Genomic DNA, 22242 nt, shown 5'->3' with positions numbered 1-22242 from the left:
ACCGCCTGGGGACGTAGTCTCGAACCCGTGCATCAAATCCCAGAGCTCCACACTCTGCGTGAGTTGCGCCAGAGCGGTCATATCCACCGCACGGTGAAGGCTGAGATCCGTGAGAACCTGCTGGCCCGGCTGCGTGCCGGCGAGACGAGGTTCCCCGGGATCGTCGGCTTCGACGACACCGTGCTGCCGCATCTGGAGCGCGCCCTGCTGGCCGGTCACGACCTGGTCCTGCTGGGCGAGCGCGGACAAGGTAAAACCCGGTTGATCCGTACCGTGACCGGCCTGCTCGACGAGTGGACCCCGGTCGTCGCCGGCTGCGAGATCAATGACCATCCCTATGCGCCGGCCTGCGTCCGCTGCCGCCGGCTCGCCGAGAGCACGGGCGACGAGCTGCCGATCGCCTGGAAGCACCGGGACGAGCGTTACGGCGAGAAGCTCGCCACCCCCGACACCTCGGTCGGCGACCTCATCGGCGACGTCGACCCCATCAAGATCGCCGAAGGCCGCACGCTGGGCGACCCGGAGACCGTCCACTACGGCCTGGTCCCGCGTAGCAACCGCGGCGTCTTCTCCGTCAACGAGCTGCCCGACCTCGCCGAGCGCATCCAGGTCTCGCTGCTCAACGTGCTGGAGGAGCGCGACATCCAGGTCCGCGGCTACAACCTGCGTCTCCCCCTGGACATCCTGCTCATCGCCAGCGCCAACCCCGAGGACTACACCAACCGCGGGCGCATCATCACCCCGCTCAAGGACCGCTTCGGCGCCGAGGTCCGCACGCACTACCCGCGTGACCTCGACACCGAGCTCCGGCTGATCAGGCAGGAGGCCGAGCTCGGCTGGTCCGAGCTGGGGGCCGACCTGCCCGACCACCTCGTCGAGGTGATCTCCCGGTTCACCCGGCTGGTCCGCGAGTCCACCGCAGTCGACTCCCGCTCGGGCGTCTCGGCCCGGTTCTCCATCGCCGCCGCCGAGACCGCCGCCGCCTCCGCCGTACGGCGGGCGGCGCTGACCGGCGAGGAGCGGGCCGTCACCCGGGTGTGCGACCTGCCCTCGTCCGTGCACACGCTGCGCGGCAAGGTCGAGTTCGAGGTCAGCGAGGAGGGCAGGGAGATCGAGATCCTGTCCCACCTGCTGCGCAGGGCCGTCGCCGAGACGTTCCGGCACACCCTCGGCGGGATGGATCTCTCCGTGCTGCTCGACAAGTTCGACGAGGGCGTGCAGGTGGAGTCGGGCGAGATGATCCCGGCCGCCGAGCTGCTGCACCGGATCGGCCCGGTCACCGGGCTGTCCAAGATCATGTCCAACCTGGGCATGGGAGCGGGCGAGGAGTCCCCCGGTCACGCGGCGGCGGCGCTGGAGTTCGCGCTGGAAGGGCTTTATCTCATGCGCCGCCTGTCCAAGGACGACGTCGAGGGCAACTCGGTCTACCGGACGTGACGCGACACACCTTCGGCTTCCGTGACACCGTGGCTGCCGTCGCCAGGGTCGATGCCACGGTCGATACCAAGGGCGACGCCACGGTCATCGTCACGGTGTCCGGCAGGTTGGGCATGGGGCAGGAGGCTTCATGAGCGGTTACCGCTACGGCGAGTATCACGACGGCCCGGATCCGCTGGCGCCGCCGTACGACGTGCGGGCCGCGCTGGACGAGATGGGCGACGCGATCCTGTCCGGATCGACGCCCATGAGCGCCCTGCGCGACCTGCTCAGGCGCGGCCTGCCCGGGGCGCCGGACCGGCGCGGGCTCGACGACCTGCTGAAGGAGATCCGGCGGCGGCGGCGCGAGCTGCGCGAGCGGGGCCGGCTCGACGGCACGCTTGAGCGGGCCCGCGCGCTGCTGGACAAGGCGATCGGCCAGGAGCGGGCGGAGCTGTTCCCCGACCCCTCCGACGAGGCGCGGATGCGCGAGGCCGAGCTGGACACGCTGCCGGACGACACGGCGAGCGCGATCCGGTCGCTGAGCGACTACCAGTGGCGCTCGCAGGCCGCGCGGCAGACCTACGAGGAGCTGCGCGACCTGCTCCGCCGGGAGGTGCTGGACAGCCAGTTCCGGGGGATGCGCGAGGCTCTCGCCAACCCCGACCCGGCGGCGATGGAGCGGGTGCGGGAGATGATGACCGCGCTCAACGACATGCTCGACCGTGACGCCCGGGGCGAGCACACCCAGGAGGATTTCGACAGGTTCATGGGCGAGTACGGGGACATGTTCCCCGAGCAGCCGCGCAACCTGGAAGAGCTGGTCGACATCCTCGCCCGCCGGGCCGCCGCCACCCAGCGGATGCTCGCCTCGCTGACCCCGGAGCAGCGCGCCGAGCTGGCCGGGCTGATCGACCAGACGCTGGAGCAGGCCGGCCTGTCCGAGCAGATGCGCCGGCTCGGCGAGTCGCTCTACGCCCGCCGTCCCGATCTGGCGTGGAACACCCCGGAGCGGCTCTCCGGAGAGAACCCGATGGGGATGGGCGACGCCGTCACCGCCCTGGAGGAGCTCTCCGACCTGACCCAGCTCGAAGCCGCCCTCCGCCAGGACTACCCGGGCGCGCGGCTCGACGACGTGGACGAGGCGGCGATCCGGCGGGCCCTCGGCCGGTCAGCGGTCGACGACATGGAGGCGCTGAAGCAGATCGAGCGCGAGCTGGAGCAGCAGGGTTACCTGCGGCGCCAGCGCGGCAAGCTGGAGCTCACCCCCAAGGCGGTCCGCCGGCTGGGCGAGACGGCGCTGCGCAGGGTCTTCGCCAGCCTCGACTCCGGCCGTCGCGGCGACCACGACCAGCGTGACGCGGGCGCGGCGGGCGAGCTGACCGGTTCGTCCCGTCCGTGGCGGTTCGGTGACGAGCAGCCTCTCGACGTGGTGCGCACCGTGGTCAACGGCGTGCGCCGGGGCACCGGTCGCGACGGCGGCGGCGTCCGGCTGTCGGTGGACGACTTCGAGGTGGCCGAGACCGAGCGGCGTACGGCGGCGGCCGTCTGCCTGCTTGTCGACCTGTCCTACTCGATGGCCCTGCGCGGCACCTGGGCGGCGGCCAAGCAGACGGCGCTGGCCCTCCAGGCGCTGGTGGCCTCGAAGTTCCCGCAGGACGCCGTGCAGATCGTGGGCTTCTCCAACTACGCCCGCGTGCTCGCGCCCGACGAGCTGGCCGGGCTCGACTGGGACATGGTGCAGGGCACCAACCTGCACCACGCGCTCCTCATCGCCGGCCGCCACCTCGACCGCCATCCGGACTTCGAGCCGGTCGTCCTGGTGGTCACCGACGGTGAGCCGACCGCGCACCTGCTGCGCAACGGCAGGTCGGCCTTCGAGTGGCCGCCCTCCGCGGAGACACTGGAGCTCACGCTGGCCGAGGTGGACAAGATGACCCGGCGCCGGGCCACTCTCAACATCTTCATGCTGGCGGCCGACGAGCGCCTCAAGGACTTCGTGGACGAGGTGGCACGCCGCAACGGCGGCCGGGTCTTCTCACCAAGCGCCGACCGCCTCGGCGAGTACGTCGTCAGCGACTTCCTACGCGCCCGCCGAGCCCGCTGACCCCTCCCCCGGGACGGCCCTCCACCACAGGGCCGTCCCCCCCCACGCCACCCCCACAAACCGCCTCCCCCGGCCACCCCAGCGGAAGCCCCCTCCCTGACCTCTCGGCGCGGCACCGTTCAGGGGCGCCGGGTCCCACCGCCCCACGTCTCACCGTTGCGGCGCCCAGGAGGGCTAAGGATCACCTGCAGGCAGCAGGTTGGATGCCGCACGTGCAATCAAGCAACCGAATCAACGACGAGAGGTAAACGGCAACACCCGACGCCATTGAGCGGCACCACACCAAGTTGTTCGGGCCCCGGCTACCCGACCACCCGTACAACCTCCGACCCGCCGCCCAAAGACGATCCCTGATCCCTCCTTGGCGCCGCGACGGCGAGAGGTGGGACGGCGGGACCCGGCGTCTTCGAGCGGTGCCCAGGAGGGATCACCTTTGGGCAGCGGGGTGAGGTGGCGTGGTCACCGGGGCGGGTGGGGGTGAGGGGATCAGGAGGTGGCGTAGGTGTGTGGGGTGTAGGCGGCCAAGGCGAGGTCGAAGCCGTCGTGGCAGCGGCGGTGGGAGCGGTAGCAGGGGCGCCAGGCGGTGCTGTTGCCGACTCCGGCGCGGGCGTCGGCCAGGGCGGCGGGGACCCGGTCGGGGCGGGGCAGGACGCCTCCGCCGAGGTAGCGTACGCCGGTCAGCGCGGGGGCGACCGTCTGCGCGGAAGCGATCGGCCGCGCGGAAGCAGCCGCCTGCGCGGAAGCAGCCGCGTGCACGGGAGAGCCCATCTGCGCAGAAGCGGCCGTGTGCGCGGAAGCAGCCGCGTGCATGGGAGCGGTCGTGTGCGTGTCAGAGCTCGTGTGGGCTTCGTCGGTGGCGGTGCCGTGGCGCCAGCCGCTCTCCTCGTCCCAGATGAGGAAGGTGCCGTCGGTCAGGCGGACGGTGGCTCGGCGGGGGTCGCACGGCCCTTCCCACCAGTCGTCGACCTCGCCGCCCAGGGCCTCGACCACCTGCCTGAGGTAGGAGCCCGGCTGCTGCCGCCACTCGTCGGTGAACGGCTCGACGTGCTTGACCGTCAAGGGATCGGCACCCCCTAGTGCTAGTGCCACGGCGGGCAAAACCCGCCCATGATCGTGTTTCCAAACGCTCAATACCGGTGAGCGAACCCGTGAGTGATCCTACTCACCGGCGACCTGTGCTCCGGCGCGAATCCGCGGATCCACGACCGCCGACCGCGAACAAATCCCGATGGTGACGCATCTCAACAGGGGGAACATTCTCCGGCCGGTCACACGCCGCGAAAGGAGGGAACCGGATGATCGCCTTGATCGTCATCCTCGCGGCGATCTCGATCACGTGCCTGTCCTACGAAATGTGCCTGGGCTCGCTCTCCCGTACCAGAAAGCCCCGCACACCCACCGCCAAGATCACCCCAACCGATCCCCTGCACAACGCCCACCCCCTGGAACCCCTGCCGCCGGCCTGACCCGGACACCTCAGAGACCACCCCGGCAGCCAACTGGGGCGTGGGGGTCGGGCTGCCAGGTGCAGTCGTTCGGGTCGCCGGGGTTGGTGTCTGGGGCGCATGGATCGGGCCGCTGGTGTGTCTCCTGAGACGCCGTCAGGGACGGACTGGCGGAGTTGTGTCCGAGTCGCCGAGGCGGACTGCCAGCGTGCTGGATCCGATGCCGGGGATCGGATGGCCGTAAGCGGTGCCTGAGTCGCAGAGGCGGATGCCAGCGTGGTGGAGCCGTTGCCGAGGGGCGGATGAACGGAAGTGGTGTTTGAGACACCGAGCTGGACCGCCAGCGGGGTGGATCCGACGCCGAGGGGCGGATGGCCGGTGTGGTGTCTGGGTGGACCGGTGGGGGGTGTCCGAGATGGCCGACACCACGCCAGCGGTCCGACACCGACATCCCAGCGCCGCACCCCCGACGCCCCCCACCCCCCAGACACCCCACACCAGCGGCTCGCCCCAGACGCCATACCGGCCACCTGACCCGGATGTCTCGGACATCGTGTCATTAACCGCCCACGGAACCGTGACGTTCCGGAAACAGGGGGTGGCGGGAGATCACCCAGGGGAGAGGTGACCGGATAGCCTCTCCCGCATGACGACCCTGCTGCTCGTGCTGCACATCGGTTTCGCGATCTTCACGCTGGGCCCGCTCACGGCGGTCACCATGGCCGCGCCGCGGGCGATCCGGGCCAAGGAGGTCGGCCTCCTGCGGTTCCTGCAGAGAAGCACGCGGATCTACGGGCTCGGCGCGCTGGGCGTGCTCATCGTCGGTCTCGGGCTCGGCGGGTCCGATCTGGGCAAGCCGTACCTGACCGTGTCGATGACGCTCTTCGTCGTCGCGATCGTGCTGCTCGTGCTCATCGAACGCGACCTGCGCACCGCCGTCCGGGTGCTCTCCACGGAGACCGCGGACGACGACGCGAAGGTGCAGACCGGGCGGATCGCCGCGCTGGCCGGGGTGGTGGCCCTGATCTGGCTGGTGATCCTGGTGCTGATGGTCTGGTTCAACTGACCTCAGCCGGGGCGGCGGCCCACCGGCCCGCGCGGCGGCGGAGTACGGCTCAGCCGAGGGCCCGGGTGAGGTCGGCGAGCAGGTCGTCCACCGATTCGATGCCGACCGACAGCCGGACCAGGTCGCCGGGGACCTCCAGGGCCGAGCCGGCCACCGAGGCGTGGGTCATCCGGCCGGGGTGCTCGATGAGCGACTCGACTCCGCCGAGCGACTCGCCCAGGGTGAAGATCTCGGTCCGGTCGCAGATGGCGACGGCCTCCTCCTCGCCCCCGGCCACCTGGAAGGACACCATGCCGCCGAACCGCTTCATCTGCTTGGCGGCCACCTCGTGCCCGGGGTGGTCGGGCAGACCGGGGTAGAGCACCTTGGTGACCTTCGGGTGCGCGGTCAGCAGCTCGACCACCCGCTCGGCGTTGTCGCAGTGCCGGTCCATCCGCACGCCGAGCGTCTTGACGCCGCGCAGCGTCAGCCAGGCGTCGAACGGCCCGGCGACCGCGCCCATCGCGTTCTGGTGGTAGGCGAGGTCCTCGCCGAGCCCGCTGTCCCTGACGATCAGCGCGCCGCCGACCACGTCCGAGTGCCCACCGACGTACTTCGTGGTGGAGTGCACCACGATGTCCGCCCCGAGTCCCAGCGGCTGCTGAAGGTACGGCGAGGCGAAGGTGTTGTCCACCACCAGCAGCGCGCCCGCCTCGTGCGCGACGGAGGCCAGAGCCGCGATGTCGGCGATGCCGAGGAGCGGGTTGGTCGGCGTCTCCACCCAGATGACCTTGGTCTCCGGCCGGATGGCCGCCCGCACCGCGTCGATGTCGTTCAGCGGCACCGGGTCATAGGCCAGGCCCCAGCGGGAGAACACCCGGGCGAACAACCGGTAGGTCCCGCCGTACGCGTCTCCGGGGATCAGCACGTGGTCACCGGGCGCGCACACGGCGCGGAGCAGCGCGTCCTCGGCCGCGAGCCCCGAGGCGAACGCGAGACCCCTCGTGCCGCCCTCGATCGCGGCCAGGCATTCCTCCAACGCCGTCCTGGTCGGGTTGCCCGACCGGCTGTACTCATATCCCGACCGGAGGCCGCCCACCCCGTCCTGCTTGTAGGTGGAAGTGGCGTAGATCGGCGGAACGACCGCGCCGGTCACGGGGTCAGGCTGCTGACCTGCGTGAATGGCGAGAGTCTCGAAACCATTGCTCATATCCAGTCACCGTACCCTCCCCTGCCCGCACGAACGCTCCCGGTCACCGCCGCCCCCGGCGCCCGGACGGCGGTCTCGCGGCATCGTGGCGGTGCTCCCGCAGCATCGTGGCGACGTGAGCGGGGCATCGTGGCGACGTGAGCGGGGCATCGTGGCGACGTGAGCGGGGCATCGTGGCGACGTGAGCGGGGCATCGTGGCGACGTGAGCGGGGCATCCTGGCGGCGGAGTCGGCCTTTCGGTGGATCCGGCGGGCGGGCCCGGCGGCCTAGGCTCGGGATGTGGCGGACATGCACAGGGTCGTGAGCTGGGTGCGCCGGCTCAGCGAGATCGCGTTGATCGGCTGGCTGTCGCTGCTGCTCCTGCTGGACGTCCTGCTGGCGTTCGGCTCCGCCCTGCAGTCGGAGACGCCGGCCCTGAACGCCACGGTCCCGCTGCTCGGCGCGGCCGGGATGGTGGCGCTGATGACGCGGCGGTCCTACCGGGTGCCGGGGTTCCTGGTGCTGCTCGGGCTGTCGCTGGCGGTGTCGATCACGATCGCGGTCACCCACGTGCAGACCCCGCCGGGATTCGCCGAGACCGGCTGCATCCTGGTGCTCACGATCAGCGTGCTGCGCTGGGTCGAGCCGGTCAGCAAGGCCGCGCTGCTGGCCGGCGCGTCGATGATCGTGCTGGTGGCGGGGTCCACCGGGCGCTCGGGTCCCGGTCCCACGCCGGGCCTCATGCTGGGGTTCCTGGTGCTGGTCGCCTGGGCGGTGGCGGCGGGCGTCGGCGCCTACCTGCGCTTCCAGCTCGAACGCCGCCGCGAGGCCGTGCACGCCGTACGGCGGGCGGAGCGCCTGGAGCTGGCCAGGGAGCTGCACGACCTCGTCGCCCACCACATCACCGGCATCGTCGTGCAGGCGCAGGCGGCGCGCACGGTCGCCGAACAGAAACCCGCGGCGGTGGTGCCCGCCCTCGACGCGATCGCCACCGCCGGCGCCGACGCGCTGACCTCGATGCGCCGCCTGGTCAGCGTCCTGCGCGCGCAGGAGGACGCGACCCGCGCGCCCGGCACCCGGCTCGTCGATCTCCGGGTCCTCGCCGAGCGGTTCGGCGCCTCGGGCACTCCCCGGGTGACGTTCGAGATCGGGCAGGGCATCGGCGAGGACACCCTGCCGCCGGAGGTGGTGACCACCCTGCACCGCGTGCTCCAGGAGTCGCTGACCAACGTCCGCCGGCACGCGCCGGACGCCGGCTGGGTGCAGGTGGACCTGCGGGTGGTGCGGGACAGGGTGGTGCTGAGGATCCGCAACCACGGCTCCGCCTCCGACGCCCGCCTCGCCCGCCTGGGCGGCGGGTTCGGGCTGGTGGGCATGGCCGAACGGGTGGAGGCCCTCGGCGGCCAGCTCGTCGCGGGCCCCACCCCGGACGGCTGCTGGCAGGTCCTCGCCGACTTCCCGAGCTGACCCCGCCCCGCGCGGCGGAAGCCGCCACCGGGGACGGAGACGGAGACGCGCCTCGGCCAGGGCCGCGGCGGGGTGGGAGGGCTCCCCCCCAGGGCCGCGGCGGGGTGGGAGGGCTCCCCGCCGGGTCCGCGGCGGGGAGGGTGTCGGATCAGTGGTTGGCGAGGAAGGCGAGGAGGTCCTGGCGGGTGATGAGGCCGACGGGCTTGCCGTCGTCGAGGACGACGGCGGCGTCGGCCTTCTCCAGCGCCTCGACCGCGCCGGACACCGGCTCGCCCGCGCCGATCATGGGCAGCGGGTGGGACATGTGCGCGGCCAGCGGGTCCTCCAGACCGACCCGCCCGCGGTAGAGCGCGTCGAGCAGGTCGCGCTCCACGATCGAGCCGATCACCTCGGCGGCCATGACCGGAGGCTCCTCCTTCATCACCGGGAGCTGCGAGACGCCGTACTCCCGCATGATCGAGATCGCCGTGGCGACCGACTCGTGCGGGTGGGTGTGCACGAACTGCGGCATCCCGGTGGACTTGCGGTTGAGCACCTCGCGGACCAGGCTCTCGTCGCCCGGCGAGGTGAGGAAGCCGTAGTCGGCCATCCAGTCGTCGTTGAAGATCTTCGACAGGTAGCCCCGGCCCCCGTCCGGCAGCAGCACCACGACGACGTCGTCCGGCCCGGCCTGCGCGGCGACCTTGACCGCCGCGACCACGGCCATGCCGCAGGAGCCGCCCACCAGCAGGGCCTCCTCGCGGGCGAGCCGCCGGGTCATGCCGAAGGAGTCCTTGTCGGAGACGGCGATGATCTCGTCGCAGACCGTGGTGTCGTAGGTCTCCGGCCAGATGTCCTCGCCGACGCCCTCCACCAGGTACGGCCGGCCGCTGCCGCCGGAGTAGACCGAGCCCTCGGGGTCGGCCCCGATGATCTTCACGCGGCCGCCGGAGACCTCCTTGAGGTAGCGCCCGGTGCCACTGATCGTCCCGCCGGTGCCGATCCCGGCCACGAAGTGGGTGATCCGCCCCTCGGTCTGTTCCCAGATCTCCGGACCGGTGGAATGGTAGTGACTGGCCGGATTGTCCGGATTGGAATACTGGTCGGGCTTCCAGGCGTTGGGCGTCTCACGGGCAAGCCGATCAGAGACGGAGTAGTAGGAGTCGGGATGGTCCGGGGAGACGGCGGTGGGGCAGACGACCACCTCCGCACCGTAGGCGCGCAGCACCGCGATCTTGTCCTGCGCGACCTTGTCGGGGACGACGAACAGGCAGCGATATCCTTTTTTCTGCGCCACGATGGCCAGGCCCACCCCGGTGTTTCCGGAGGTGGGCTCGACGATCGTGCCGCCGGGCTTGAGCGCGCCCGACCGCTCCGCGGCCTCGATCATTCTCACGGCGATCCGGTCCTTTACCGAGCCGCCGGGGTTGAAGTACTCCACCTTGGCCAGGAGCTGGGCGGACGCCCCGCCGGTCACCCGGTGGAGTCGTACCAGAGGGGTGTTCCCCATAAGTTCGATCAACGAGTCGTGTACGCGCACGGCGATTCGATACCACCTTATTTACTTAAGCTTTGTCAGCTTCAATAGGGCCGCGGTCCCGAAAGGTTAAGGGAAGCTCGGCCGGTTTTCACGACAAACGCTACCGCCGCGAGGTGACGAGGGGGACGCGCAGGTGATCTGGACACCCGGTGTGGCGCATGCGGCACGGAAGATCGCGACCGCGGCGGCGGTCGGCGGCGGCGGGCTGACCGCGATCGGCGGCCTGGCCTACGGGCTGCTGCTGGCCGAAGCCCTGGTCGCCCGCCGCATGGTGGGCAACCCGCACGGCACGGAGGGCCCGCCCTCCGACGGGGTCTACTCGGCCTCGGAGCCCGCGGGCGAGCCGCTCAGGCTGGTCATGCTCGGCGACTCGACCTCGGTGGGGCTCGGCATGGACGACCCCGCGCACACGCCGGGCGTGATGCTGGCCGGCGGGCTCGCCTCGATCGCCGAGCGGCCCGTGCTGCTCACCGTGGCGGGCCGGTCCGGCGCGGCGTCGGCCGAGCTGGCCGCCCAGGTGGACCAGGTGCTGGGTGGTCCCGCCCCGGATGTCGCGGTCATCTTCATCGGCGCGAACGACGTCACCACCCGGGCCAGGCCGGCGGACGCCGTGCGGCACCTGCAGAACGCGGTCCGGCGGCTGCGGGAGGCCGGGACGCAGGTGGTGGTGGGGACCTGCCCGGATCTCGGCACGGTGCGGCCGATCGCGCAGCCGCTACGGTGGATCACCCGGCGGTGGTCCCGGGAGCTGGCCGCCGCGCAGACGATCGCGGTGGTCGAGGCCGGCGGGCGCACCGTGGCCTTCGCCGACCTACTGGGTCCGGTATTCGCGACAAACCCCACCGAGATGTTTCGACCCGACAGATATCACCCATCTGCCCGAGGTTACCAACAGGCTGCTTACGCGGTGCTACCGTCTGTATGCGCCGCGTTGGGACTTTGGCCCGAGCCCGAGCCTCGGCATGGCGAAGGATCGCAATCGATTTACCTCGCGGCGGCCCTGGCCGCGGAGGAGCCTGGCACCGAGGTCGCCGAGACCCGTGTCGCCGGCCGGGCGGTCGGGCCCTACGGACGATGGGCCTCGCTGTTCCACCGGCGTCTGGGGACGATGCCTCGCGACGCCTGATCCCGGCCACCCTCCGCTTCACGGTCGTCACTCTTAGTCCACATTGGAGTGAAATGCCCGTGATCCGGCCTAACAGGAAGACGGCTGTGACGCTGGTCGGCGTGCTCTGCGTGCCCGGTTGCTCAGGCAGCGACGCCGCCACGGAAGTGCACCCCACCTGGACCAACGACCGGGTCAACGCGGTCAGCCGCACCACCGTCGCGGCGGGTGTCGCCGCGACGACCTCCCTCACGGCGGGCGGCTCCCTGGAGACCGTCGCCGTGGACCTCGTCTCCGGCGAGAAGCTGTGGGGCGCCCCCGCCACCCTGGCCGGCCGGCTGCCCGGGATGGGCGTCTCACCGCCCGCCGCCGTGCCCACCGGCGCGGGGCGCGGCGTCGTGGCCTCCGTCGATCCGGTCAAGGCCGATCCGGTCAAGAAGGGCAGGTGGCGGGCCACCCTGGTCGCCCGCGACGCCCGTACCGGCAGACAGACCTGGACCAGACCGGTGCACTCGACCTTCGGCCCGCAGCGCTGCGGGCCTTACCTGTGCCTGTCCGAGCACACGGCGCTGTCCTCGGCCCGGATGGTGGTGCTGGATCCCGCCACCGGCAGGACGCTGTGGCGGCTGTCCGGCATCGCCGAGGTGGAGTGGGCCGACGACACCCGGGTGGTGCTGATGCGCCTGGCCGAGCACCCGGTGGTCGAGGCGTACGAGGCGAAGACCGGCAAGCGGCTGTGGCGGCAGCCGGTCGCGCAGGCCCTCGGGCCGGGCGTGGACCTGTCCGGCGGCTGGTCCTTCGGCGCCGTCGGCGACAACCTCGTCGGCTACGTCGCGCCGTACACCAGCCCCGGAAGCAAGAAGACCTCCACCTTCGGCGTCTTCTCCATGAAGATCGCCGACGGCACGGTCAACTGGATGCGGCCCTCCGTGGTCCGCGTCTATCCCAGCGGCAGCCCCGGCCACGCGCCGGTGGTCCGCCCGGTGGACGGCCAGGGGCAGTACGGCGGCTTCGCCAGGCTCGACGCGGAGACCGGGCGGGTGCTCGGCCAGATCGGCGCCGCCGAGGTGCCCGGATCCGGCTGGTGGCTCGCCTTCCCGCAGCGGATGGACCGGATCGGCTTCCTCAAGCACGACCAGCCGGGCACGGTCTACAACCTGACCAGCGGCAAGGCGGTGCCGGCCAAGGAGCAGCGCGGCTGGTCGTTCTGCGTCACCGACCCCAAGCCGCTGGGCATCAAGGGCCAGCCGACCGGCTTCTACTCGGTCGCCGCGGTCTGCGAGTACGACCTCGCCACCGGAAAGCGGGTCGCCGGCACCACCGGCGCACCCCCCACCTGGTACACCGGCGGCCAGGACGGCTGGCGCCTGTGGCGAGACGACCGGGGCGCCCTGCACGCGGTCAAGGACGGCACGACCACCGTCCCCGGCATGTACGGCTGACGCGACCGGGGCAGATCTCACCCGTCTGTCGATTACAGTACAAAGTTCTGTTTTTGTGCCCCCCGGTTCATGGCCGGCCGACTGCCGCGCGATAACCTCCGCTTCAGGAGCGCTGTTATGAACCCAGGAGAGCCACATGCCAGAGGCAGTCATCGTCGCCACCGCACGCTCGCCGATCGGCCGCGCCTTCAAGGGGTCGCTCAAGGACATCCGTCCCGACGACCTGACCGCCCAGATGGTCAGGGCGGCCCTGGCCAAGGTGCCCGAGCTGGACCCGCAGGAGATCAACGACCTGATGCTCGGCTGCGGGCTTCCCGGCGGCGAGCAGGGATTCAACATGGCCCGGGTGGTCACCGTCCTGCTCGGCCTTGACCAGGTCCCCGGTACGACGGTGACCCGTTACTGCTCGTCGTCGCTGCAGACGACCCGGATGGCCTTCCACGCGATCAAGGCCGGCGAGGGTGACGTCTACGTGTCGGCCGGCGTCGAGTGCGTGTCCCGGTTCGCCAAGGGCAGCTCGGACTCGCTGCCCGGCACCCACAACGACTTCTTCGCCGAGGCCCGGACCCGCGGGACCAAGGCGGCCGAGGGCGGCGGACCGGTGTGGCACGACCCGCGCGAGGACGGCGAGGTGCCCGACGTCTACATCGCGATGGGCCAGACCGCTGAGAACGTCGCGCGGCTGAGGGGCGTCTCCCGTCAGGAGCAGGACGAGTTCGGCGTGCGCTCGCAGAACCTCGCGGAGAAGTCGCTGGCCAACGGGTTCTGGGAGAGGGACATCACCCCGGTGACCCTGCCCGACGGCACCGTGGTCAGCAAGGACGACGGCCCGCGCCCCGGCACCACCTACGAAGGGGTGTCCGGCCTGAAGCCGGTCTTCCGCCCGGACGGCACCGTGACGGCCGGCAACTGCTGCCCGCTGAACGACGGCGCCGCCGCGGTCGTGATCATGAGTGACACCAAGGCGGCCGAGCTGGGCCTCACCCCGCTGGCCCGGATCGTCTCGACCGGCGTGACCGGCCTGTCCCCCGAGATCATGGGCCTCGGCCCGGTGGGCGCGTCACGGCAGGCGCTCGGCCGGGCGGGCATGTCGATCGACGACGTGGACCTGGTGGAGATCAACGAGGCGTTCGCCGCCCAGGTGATCCCGTCCTACCAGGAGCTCGGCATCGACCTGGACCGGCTCAACGTCAACGGCGGCGCGATCGCGGTCGGCCACCCGTTCGGCATGACCGGCGCCCGGATCACCTCCACCCTGATCAACAGCCTCCAGTTCCACGACAAGTCGATCGGCCTGGAGACCATGTGCGTCGGCGGCGGCCAGGGCATGGCCCTGGTGCTGGAGCGCCTCAGCTAGTCCCCGCTCCCGTACGGCCGGGGCGACCGGCCGTACGGGACCGAGGCTCAGCCGTGCACGTCGGGACCGGCGGAGGTGAGGGCGATCCGCACGATGACCCGGCGGTCCCGCTCCATGGCGGCGCGGTAGTCGTCCCAGTCGGGGTGCTCGCCGGAGATGGCCCGGTAGTAGTCGACCAGCGGCTCCATCGCGTCCGGCAGGGAGACCACCTCGGCGACGCCGTCCACCTGGATCCAGTCGCCGAAGAACCCGTCGGTGAACACGCAGACCGAGACCTTCGGATCGCGCCTGATGTTGCGCGTCTTGGCGGCCGTCTCCCGGGTGCTGACGACCAGGAACCCCTCCGTGTCGACGCCGATCGTGATCGGCGACATCTGTGGCCGCCCGTCGGCGTGCCGGGTCAGCAGGATGGCGCGGTGGTTGGCGCGGACGAACTCACGTGCCGTTTCCAGTTCCATGGGTCCATCATGCCCGGGACATGCGACCGCCCGCGCGACCGGCCGGTGCGCGGGCGATCACGGTGTCGACTACAGGCGGGGACGGCGACGCCGCTCGTGCTCGTGCACGATCGCGGTGGCATAGCCGTGGGTGAGCCCGTGCTCCTCGGCGAGCCAGTTGGCACGCTCGGTACAACGGAGGAAAGACGGGCCGTTGTCGATGGCTTGGAACCACTCTGGGAGTTCGCGTCCCGTTATGGTCGGGACTCTCGCGATGAGCTTGCTGTGCGTCTCCGGTGAGTGGTTCAACGACATGGGCACCTCCACGGATGAGCTCCTTTGCTCGACACTGCAACACGCCCGCGTAAATGGCAAGACCAGATGCCGCCAGTCTTCTGTTACAACTGGTAGATCATTGGTCGCGGACCGTTGCCCCGAGGCTGTACCCCGAAAACCGCCGGACATGCGGAAGGCCCCGCCGAAGCGGGGCCTTCCTTTACCGGCTCAGTCGCCGCCGGCTCAGTCGTCGCCCGAGAAGTAGCTGATGAAGCGCAGCACCTCAAGGTAGATCCAGACCAGGCTCAGGGTGAGCCCGAAGGCGGCCTGCCAGGCGAACTTCTCCGGCACGCCGGCGCGGGCGGCCTCCTCGATCGAGTCGAAGTCGAGGAGCAGGAAGAAGCAGCCGAGCAGGATCATCGCGATGCTGAAGATCCAGCCGATCGGGTTGTCGGCGCGGATCCCGATGCCGCCCGGGACGAAGAAGCCGACGATGAAGTTGGTCAGCATCAGGCCGAGCGCGGCGATGGCCGCGGCTCCGACGTACCGGTAGAGCTTCGGCGTCACCCGAATGATCTTCAGCGAGTGGACGGCCAGCACACCGCCGAAGGCGAGGGCCGTGCCGAGCACCGCCTGGAGCACGATGCCGTTGTACACGCTCTCCATGAGGTGGCTGAACGCCCCCACGAAGACGCCGTAGAACAGCGCATAACCGAGGATCAGCACCGGGTTGGTGCTCTGCCGGAAGGACGCGATCAGGGCGAGGACGACGCCTATGAGGGCGCTGACCACCGCCACGATCATCGGGACGTCCAGCACCCACGCCGCCGCGCCCGACACGACGAGCGTGCCCAGCGTCATGAACCCGCGGACGACGACGTCGTCGATCGTCATCGGCCGGTGGGCCGGCGGAGCATACGATGGGGCGTTGTACATGTCATGAAGTTGGCCGGGGCTCGGCGTAGGGCCGCCCCAGGCATGCTGCCGGGACTGCCGGAAAACCGGGTTCTTGCTCTCCATCGCTGCCTCCACGCTGCGGCCTTTGCGGACCAGGGTATTGGATCCCCGGTCACAAGTCCGTATCGTGCCGTTATTTATCTGCCTGTAGGTCTACCAGCGGTTTGTTCCCCTCACATCGCCGGAAGAACCGGCTCTGTAAGGCCCACTCCGCACGTCACTCACCGCCAGAGTGACATCCGCGGCCCGCGTCGTGAAGACGCGAACCACTCGCGGCGAACCTCTCAACGAGCGAGCACCCGCGACAGTTCCCCTTTCCCCTTACTTCTTCGGCACGAGTCTTGCCCGGCCCAGGGGTTTCGACCCGCGCAATTAACCCGGGAAAGGGCTCCGTGCGGCCTGACCGGCGCCGGAGGGCGTGCGGGCTTCGCCCGGCCGGACAGGGGCGCCCGCCGGGAAGGCGCCCCCGTCACGCGTTGGCACGCCGGGCGCACCGGAATGCTGTCGGGAAAGCAAAAAGCTAACAATTGGATAACCGGATGACATCATTTTATGTCGTAAACGTCCTAATCGGTTGGACCGTTCCGGTCCTGCGCGGGAAGCCGACGGACAGCACGCGGCCCGCTCCTGGAAAAGCACAGGTGGCGGGCCATTCTAGCGTGCACGACAGAGGTGCCCCCGGCGGGACTCGAACCCGCACTCGAACCCTTTTAAGGGGTTTGCCTCTGCCATTGGGCTACGGGGGCGCCGCAATCATACGTAATGGACCACTCTTAAGAGGAGCACAAGTTCGCATCAGGCGTCACAGTTCATGACGAAGTGGCGATTCTCGGCGCCGTGAGGGTGGACGGCCCGGTAATGGCTGGGTCAGTCGAGGAATATCGCACCGTCCGGAAGTGGTCGCAGGATCGCGGGCGCCCCGGGCCCGGGCAGGCATCGGTGTGCACGACGATGGGGCTCGCCGGTGCAGGTCCGCACGCCGTACAGGCAGGATGTCCGTCGTACAAGGGTATGCGAGAGGCCCGCGGGACGTGTCCCACGGGCCTGATGTGAGGGGGGCTCAGCTCTTCCGGGTGGTGGCCATCGCCGCCCGAAACTCGTCCCGCGGGCGGTGGATCTCGCCGAGGGAGACGGTCTCCCGCTTGAAGAACAGCGCGAGGGTCCAGTCCACCGTCACCCGGACCTTGCGGTTCAGGGTCGGCACCCTGGACAGGTGGTAGGTGCGGTGCATGAACCACGCGGGGAAGCCGCGCAGCTTGACGCCGTACACGTTGGCCACGCCCTGGTGCAGGCCGAGGCCCGCGACCGAGCCCGCGTACTTGTGCCGGTAGTCCGCCAACGGCTCGCCGGCCAGCCGCCGGACGATGTTGTCGGCGAGCACCTTGGCCTGCCGTACGGCGTGCTGGGCGTTGGGGGCGCAGTACTGACCCGGGTTGGTGACGTCGGGGACGCCCGCGATGTCGCCCGCGGCGAAGGCGTCCTGCACGCCGGCGACGGTCAGCTGCGTGGTCGTCTTGACCCGGCCGCGCTCGTCCACGGGGAGGTCGGTGGAGTTGACGATCTGGCTCGGCTTGACGCCCGCCGTCCACACCAGGGTCTCGGCCTCGAACTCCTCGCCGTCGGAGAGCACCACGTGACCGCCCTCGCAGGAGTTCAGCCGCGTGTTCAGCCGGACGTCGATGCCGCGCTCCCTGAGCTGCTCCAGCGTCCACCTGCCCATCTCGGGGCCGACCTCGGGCAGCACCCGGTCGGTCGCCTCCACCAGCACCCAGCGCAGGTCGGCGGGCGTGATGTTGCGGTAGTAACGGGTGGAGTCGCGGGACATGTCCTCCAGCTCGGCCAGCGCCTCGACACCGGCGAAGCCCGCGCCCACCACGACGAACGTGAGGGCCCTGCGGCGCACCCGCGGGTCGTCGGTGGACTCCGCGACGTCGAGCTGGCGCAGCACCCGGTTGCGCATCCCGATGGCCTCGCCGATGGTCTTGAACCCGATGCCGATGTCGCTGAGCCCCGGAATGGGCAGGGTGCGCGAGATGGACCCCGCGGCCATCACGATGATGTCGTAGTCCAGCTCGCGGGCCGACCCCTCGCCCGGCTCGAAGACAGCCGTCCTGGCCTCGTGGTTGACCTTGCTGATCTTTCCGTTGAGCACGCGCACCTTGGGCAGCACCCGGCGCAGCGGCGCCACGACGTGCCGGGGGGAGAGGTTGCCCGCCGCGGCCTCGGGCAGGAAGGGCTGGTAGGTCATGTAGGACTGGGGGTCCACGATCGTGATCCGTACACTGCCGTCCTTGAGCTGCCGGGCCAGCCGGCGCTGGAGGCGGAGCGCGGTGTACAGGCCGACGTAACCGCCGCCGACGATCAGGATGTGCTTCGACTTCGCGTTCACATCAGTGCCCATCTCTCGTGGTGGTGCTTGTGAATGCATTCACAAGCCTATGCGAGCGCATAGCACATCCGCCAATCGAAGTCATGCGACCTTGGTCACATCATCGCGACGAAACAGCCGCCCGGGTGAAGATCTCGTCCAGCATCGCCTCGGTGACCCGGCCGGTGAAGGTGTTCTGCTGGCTCGGGTGGTAGCAGCCGAGCAGGTGCACACCGGCTCCGCCGTACGAAAGCGGGACCTGCACGCCGTGGCCGAACGGCGGGCGCCGGGGCGGCAGCTCGTAACCCGCCTCCCTCAACGCCGGCCAGGCCGCCTGCCAGGCGAAGCCGCCGAGCGCGACGATCACCCGGACGGAGTCCGCCACCAGCGCGATCTCCCGGCTCAGCCACGGAAAGCAGGCCGCGCGCTCCTGCGGGGTGGGCTTGTTGGCCGGCGGGGCGCACCGCACCGCGGCGACCACCCGGGCGCCGATCAGCCGCTGGCCGTCGCCGGCGTGGACGCTCGTCGGCAGGGCCGCGAACCCGGTGCGGTGCAGCGAGGCGAACAGCCAGTCGCCGCTGCGGTCCCCGGTGAAGATCCGGCCCGTGCGGTTGCCGCCGTGCGCGGCGGGCGCGAGCCCGAGGATCAGCACGCGCGGCTTCTCCTCGCCCCAGCCGGGGACGGGCCGCCCCCAGTAGGTCTCCTCGGCGAAGGCGCGCCGCCGCACCTGAGCGACCTCCTCCCGCCAGGCCACCAGCCGGGGGCACGCCCGGCACACCGACTCCCGCGCGACCAGCTCGGCCACGCCGGAACAGGCCCCGGCCAGCTCGCGCACCTCCGCGGGGTCGCGCGCGACGGGCGTCTCCGCCGAGGCGGGATCGCCGGGCCAGCCGGTGCCGGGAGGTACGAAGCTCATCCCCCGATCGTCCCAGCCCCGGCGCCCGCACGGAGAACCGGCACGAAAACCGGCGCCGAACCCGAAAAGGCGCGGCACCCCTGGAAGGGGTACCGCGCCGGTGTGCTTTCGTGCTGACTACGCCTTCGGGCAGGTGTAGTCGTAGCCGACCGAGGCCTTGTTGCCACCGGGGCCGAGGATCCAGAGGGACAGCGTGCCCTCGTTGGTCTCCCCGCTCACGGCGGCGACATCGACGTTGATGGTCGTGGTGCCCGCCGAGTCCGGCGTGATCACATCGGTGTCGACGACGCTGTCACCGGCCCGCCACTGGTAGACCACCTTGGTCGGCGCGGACACGACGATGCCCGCGGACCCCTTGATCGCCGGGGACTTGCCGTCCTTGCAGGTGCTGTTGTCCGCCGCGGCGGCCAGGTTGGTGATCGCCACCTTCACCGGCTCGGGCTTCTTGCACTCGACCTTGGCGGTCTCGGAGTTGGAGGTGGTGCCGTTCGGGCTGAGGATCTCGATCCAGCGCCGCTCGGTGCCGCTCTCCTTGAAGCCCACGGGCAGCGAGACGGTCTCGTACCGGGAGCCGTGCTTGGAGAAGTACTCCGACTGCACCGAACCGCGGTAACCCGGGCCGGCCCAGCGGTACTTGACCGTGGTGTCACCGCGGGTCACACCGATGACACCGGTGAAGGTGCGATCGACGGGGCAGGAACCGGCGTAGTCGGACGGACCGTCCACCTTGGCGAACGCCTTGGCGTCCGGCTCCGGCTTCTTGCACCAGACCTTGTAGTACTCACGGTCGGAGCTGTCGTGCCGCGGGCTCAGGACCTGCAACTGCACCCAGCCCCGCTGCGTGTCACGCGCGGTGAAGGAGTAGTAGACGCGCTTGTCCTTGTAGACCCTGGTCTTGCCGTAGTCCACCACGTCCCCGTTGCGGACCCAGCGGTAGCGCACCGTGGTCGGCTTGCTCACGCTGATCGACCCGAACGCGCGGATCTTGGTGGACGGCGTGCACTCCCCGACGTAGTCGGACGGGCTCACGTGGGCCTTGGCCTGCACGTAAACCGGCCGCGGCGGAACGATGATCTCGGTGGAACGGCAGTCCACCGAGAAAGCGGCCTTCTTCGTCGTCACCTTGCGCGGAGAGAGGATCTGCAGGGCCTGCCAGCCCTTGACGTCACTCTTGAAGGTGGCGCTCTCCTTCACCGTGACGGTCTTGGTGCCCTTCCCCTTGACGGTGAAGGACTTCACCTTGCTCTTCGAACCATCACCGTGCAGCCACCGGTAGGCGACCTGCGCCTTACCGCCCTTGAGGCTGACCTTCACCTTGGAGGAGAAGGTGACCGTCGCCGGGCATTTCCCCTCGTAGTTCTTGGTCGAGGCGGCCGGAGTGGTCGCCGACACCTTGGGTGCTGCCTTGCTGGTGCTCGCAGCCGCTGCGGGGGCGGCGAGCAGTCCGGTGATGGTGGTCGCCGCTACGGCTAATCCCGCGCCGAGCGCGGTCAGCCGACGGATCGATCCCCTGGACATCATTGAGGGCGTGCTCCGTTCCAGTAAACGAAAGGGTGCGCTTGGAGACGGTTGCCGCCCCGACACGAGCTGTGCCGGGCCCCACGGCAAAGTCTCGATAAAGCCCCTTTACCTAACCATGAACGGATAGATCCCTCAATACGGACGGAAGATTAAGATGGTCGCAATATGGTTAATTTGTTGTGATAGACCAAGCTATGCCATCGAGAATGTCATGTTCGCTGACTATCACCTCGGTGAATGCGAACCGCCGCACGATGCGGTCGAGAATGAGCGCCCCCGCTCCGATGACGTCCACCCGGCCGGGGTGCATCACGCCCAGCGCCGCGCGCTCGTCGTGCGTCATCGCCAGCAGCCGCGCCGACACCTCGTGCACCCGCGCCGCGTCGATCCGCGCGTGGTGGATCCGCTCCGGGTCGTAGGACGGCAGGCCGAGCGCGATGCCGGCGACCGTCGTCACCGAGCCCGCCAGCCCCACCAGGGTCCGCGCCCGTGCCACCGGGACGGCCGCCTCGACCCGGGACAGCGCCGCCTCCACGTCCGCGGCCACCGCCTCGACCGCCGCCGCGGCCGGCGGGTCGCCCGCCTGCCGTAGATGCCGCTCGCTCAGCCGGACGCACCCGATGTCCACCGAGAGCGCCCCGGCGAGCGAACCCGACGAGCCGACCACGAACTCCGTCGAACCGCCCCCGATGTCCACCACCAGGTAGGGCTCCGGATGGCCGGTCAGCCCCCGGGTGGCGCCGATGAAGGACAGCTCCGCCTCCTCCGCGCCGGTGATCACCTCCGGCTCGACGCCGAAGATCTCCCGGACGCCGGCCACGAAGACGTCCCGGTTGGCGGCGTCACGGGTGGCGCTGGTGGCGACGACCCGGGTGCGCTCGGCGCCGTGCTGCGCGATGAGCTTCGCGTACCCGCGCATGGCGGCGAACGTGCGCTCCAGCGCCTCGGCGGCGAGCCGCCCCGTACGGTCGACGCCCTCGCCGAGCCGCACGATCTCCATCACCCGCTCGACATCCGCCAGGGCGCCGCCGCCCGCCGCGCCGCCCGCGGGCACGTCGGCGATGAGGAGACGGACCGAGTTGGTCCCGCAGTCGATCGCGGCGACGCGGGTCATCGGGTCTCCCCCTCCGGCTCGTCCCGCACGCACGGCCCGTCGGCCCACCACTCGGGCAGCGCGTCGATCGCCTCCCGCCCGAACGGGTTGACCCCCGGCGCGGCCAGCTCGTGCGCCACCAGCGCGTGCAGGCACTTGACCCGCTCCGGCATGCCGCCCGCGGTCTGCATCCCCTGCGGCAGCGGCGCGACCCCGGCCGCGGCGGCCGCCTTGTCCCGCCGGGCGAGATAGTCGTCGTGCGCGGCGCGGTAACGGGCCGCCAGGTCCGGATCGCCGGCCAGCCGCGCCTGCATCTCGCGCATCAGCCCGGACGACTCCAGCGTGCCGATCGCCGACGCGGCCTTCGGGCAGGTCAGATAGTAGAGCGTGGGGAACGGCGAGCCGTCGGGCAGCCTGGGCGCGGTCTCCACCACGTCGGGCAGGCCGCACGGGCACCGATGGGCGACCGACCACGAGCCTCTGGGCAACCGGCCGAGCTGCCGCTCCACCGCCGCCCCGTCGTCCAGACCCACGTCATCCCGATCCGCCACCGGGTGCCCCCTTGAAGACCCTCGAACACG

At 70.5% G+C, this 22242-nt stretch carries 20 protein-coding genes and 1 tRNA gene; 9 read left to right on the top strand and 12 right to left on the bottom strand.

Annotated features, from left to right (window positions below; all coding sequences use genetic code 11):
* Nucleotides 1–27: 27 nt before the first annotated feature.
* The 3 genes from QSK26_RS12200 to QSK26_RS12190 are packed head-to-tail and all read left to right on the top strand — an operon-like array spanning nt 28 to nt 3523.
* Nucleotides 28–1437, top strand: a complete 1410-nt coding sequence (locus tag QSK26_RS12200) for a sigma 54-interacting transcriptional regulator (protein ID WP_285775182.1) — start codon at nt 28–30, stop codon at nt 1435–1437.
* Nucleotides 1434–1571 carry a hypothetical protein gene (locus QSK26_RS12195; protein ID WP_285775181.1) on the top strand — a complete coding sequence of 46 codons (138 nt, stop codon included), beginning with the start codon at nt 1434–1436 and terminating at the stop codon, nt 1569–1571. The genes QSK26_RS12200 and QSK26_RS12195 overlap by 4 nt, the downstream gene beginning before the upstream one ends.
* The gene (locus QSK26_RS12190; protein WP_285775180.1) at nt 1568–3523 is read left to right on the top strand and encodes a vWA domain-containing protein; all 1956 of its coding nucleotides are present in this window, start codon (nt 1568–1570) and stop codon (nt 3521–3523) included. Before QSK26_RS12195 ends, QSK26_RS12190 begins: the two co-directional genes overlap by 4 nt.
* Nucleotides 3524–4009: 486 nt before the next feature.
* On the opposite strand, the gene QSK26_RS12185 is transcribed toward QSK26_RS12190, so the two are convergent.
* Nucleotides 4010–4582 carry a DUF6292 family protein gene (locus tag QSK26_RS12185; RefSeq protein WP_285775179.1) on the bottom strand — a complete coding sequence of 191 codons (573 nt, stop codon included), beginning with the start codon at nt 4580–4582 and terminating at the stop codon, nt 4010–4012.
* 236 nt (nt 4583–4818) lie between these two features.
* On the opposite strand from QSK26_RS12185, the gene QSK26_RS12180 reads away from it, so the two are divergent.
* A complete protein-coding gene (locus tag QSK26_RS12180) occupies nt 4819–4989 on the top strand; it encodes a hypothetical protein (protein WP_285775178.1) in 171 nt (56 codons plus the stop codon).
* A 625-nt stretch (nt 4990–5614) separates the two neighbouring features.
* Nucleotides 5615–6034 (top strand): hypothetical protein, encoded by a 420-nt coding sequence (locus tag QSK26_RS12175; RefSeq protein WP_285775177.1) that lies wholly within the window; start codon nt 5615–5617, stop codon nt 6032–6034.
* A gap of 49 nt (nt 6035–6083) precedes the next feature.
* Here the strand turns inward: QSK26_RS12175 and QSK26_RS12170 are convergent, their stop codons facing one another.
* Entirely contained in the window at nt 6084–7223 is a 1140-nt protein-coding gene (locus QSK26_RS12170; RefSeq protein WP_285775176.1) for a cystathionine gamma-synthase, read from the bottom strand.
* A 289-nt stretch (nt 7224–7512) separates the two neighbouring features.
* Between QSK26_RS12170 and QSK26_RS12165 the strand changes: the two genes are divergently transcribed.
* Nucleotides 7513–8670 carry a sensor histidine kinase gene (locus tag QSK26_RS12165; RefSeq protein WP_285775484.1) on the top strand — a complete coding sequence of 386 codons (1158 nt, stop codon included), beginning with the start codon at nt 7513–7515 and terminating at the stop codon, nt 8668–8670.
* Nucleotides 8671–8818: 148 nt separating this feature from the next.
* Here QSK26_RS12165 and QSK26_RS12160 read toward each other — a convergent pair whose 3' ends face one another.
* Nucleotides 8819–10189: a cystathionine beta-synthase gene (locus tag QSK26_RS12160; protein ID WP_285775175.1), complete on the bottom strand. Its 1371-nt coding sequence runs from the start codon at nt 10187–10189 to the stop codon at nt 8819–8821.
* 133 nt (nt 10190–10322) lie between these two features.
* Between QSK26_RS12160 and QSK26_RS12155 the strand changes: the two genes are divergently transcribed.
* The 3 genes from QSK26_RS12155 (at nt 10323) to QSK26_RS12145 (ending at nt 14093) form a co-directional block, all read left to right on the top strand.
* Entirely contained in the window at nt 10323–11315 is a 993-nt protein-coding gene (locus tag QSK26_RS12155) for an SGNH/GDSL hydrolase family protein (protein ID WP_285775174.1), read from the top strand.
* Between the two features lie 86 nt (nt 11316–11401).
* Nucleotides 11402–12736 carry an outer membrane protein assembly factor BamB family protein gene (locus QSK26_RS12150; protein ID WP_285775173.1) on the top strand — a complete coding sequence of 445 codons (1335 nt, stop codon included), beginning with the start codon at nt 11402–11404 and terminating at the stop codon, nt 12734–12736.
* Between the two features lie 136 nt (nt 12737–12872).
* Nucleotides 12873–14093: an acetyl-CoA C-acetyltransferase gene (locus QSK26_RS12145; protein WP_285775172.1), complete on the top strand. Its 1221-nt coding sequence runs from the start codon at nt 12873–12875 to the stop codon at nt 14091–14093.
* Nucleotides 14094–14140: 47 nt separating this feature from the next.
* Here QSK26_RS12145 and QSK26_RS12140 read toward each other — a convergent pair whose 3' ends face one another.
* The 9 genes from QSK26_RS12140 to QSK26_RS12100 all read right to left on the bottom strand — a co-directional run bounded on the left by QSK26_RS12140 (nt 14141) and on the right by QSK26_RS12100 (nt 22212).
* On the bottom strand, nt 14141–14551 hold the full coding sequence (locus tag QSK26_RS12140; RefSeq protein WP_285775171.1) for a PPOX class F420-dependent oxidoreductase: 411 nt from the start codon (nt 14549–14551) through the stop codon (nt 14141–14143).
* A 69-nt stretch (nt 14552–14620) separates the two neighbouring features.
* The gene (locus tag QSK26_RS12135) at nt 14621–14845 is read right to left on the bottom strand and encodes a DUF4287 domain-containing protein (protein WP_285775170.1); all 225 of its coding nucleotides are present in this window, start codon (nt 14843–14845) and stop codon (nt 14621–14623) included.
* A 204-nt stretch (nt 14846–15049) separates the two neighbouring features.
* Nucleotides 15050–15826, bottom strand: a complete 777-nt coding sequence (locus tag QSK26_RS12130) for a Bax inhibitor-1/YccA family protein (protein ID WP_285775169.1) — start codon at nt 15824–15826, stop codon at nt 15050–15052.
* A 610-nt stretch (nt 15827–16436) separates the two neighbouring features.
* A tRNA-Leu gene (locus QSK26_RS12125) sits at nt 16437–16509 on the bottom strand.
* A 314-nt stretch (nt 16510–16823) separates the two neighbouring features.
* Nucleotides 16824–18164, bottom strand: a complete 1341-nt coding sequence (locus QSK26_RS12120; RefSeq protein WP_285775168.1) for an NAD(P)/FAD-dependent oxidoreductase — start codon at nt 18162–18164, stop codon at nt 16824–16826.
* Between the two features lie 88 nt (nt 18165–18252).
* Nucleotides 18253–19047 (bottom strand): uracil-DNA glycosylase, encoded by a 795-nt coding sequence (locus QSK26_RS12115; RefSeq protein WP_285775167.1) that lies wholly within the window; start codon nt 19045–19047, stop codon nt 18253–18255.
* Between the two features lie 117 nt (nt 19048–19164).
* Nucleotides 19165–20568 carry a hypothetical protein gene (locus tag QSK26_RS12110; RefSeq protein ID WP_285775166.1) on the bottom strand — a complete coding sequence of 468 codons (1404 nt, stop codon included), beginning with the start codon at nt 20566–20568 and terminating at the stop codon, nt 19165–19167.
* 169 nt (nt 20569–20737) lie between these two features.
* Nucleotides 20738–21682 carry a Ppx/GppA phosphatase family protein gene (locus QSK26_RS12105; protein ID WP_285775165.1) on the bottom strand — a complete coding sequence of 315 codons (945 nt, stop codon included), beginning with the start codon at nt 21680–21682 and terminating at the stop codon, nt 20738–20740.
* A complete protein-coding gene (locus QSK26_RS12100; protein ID WP_285775164.1) occupies nt 21679–22212 on the bottom strand; it encodes a DUF501 domain-containing protein in 534 nt (177 codons plus the stop codon). The genes QSK26_RS12105 and QSK26_RS12100 overlap by 4 nt, the downstream gene beginning before the upstream one ends.
* Between the last annotated feature and the right edge of the window lie 30 nt (nt 22213–22242).

It is taken from the genome of Microtetraspora sp. NBRC 13810 (assembly GCF_030268685.1).
In the GTDB taxonomy this organism is placed as follows: Bacteria; Actinomycetota; Actinomycetes; order Streptosporangiales; family Streptosporangiaceae; genus BSRQ01.
Note: the sequence above shows the minus strand (reverse complement) of the source record. Positions and strands in the feature narration are given on the sequence as shown.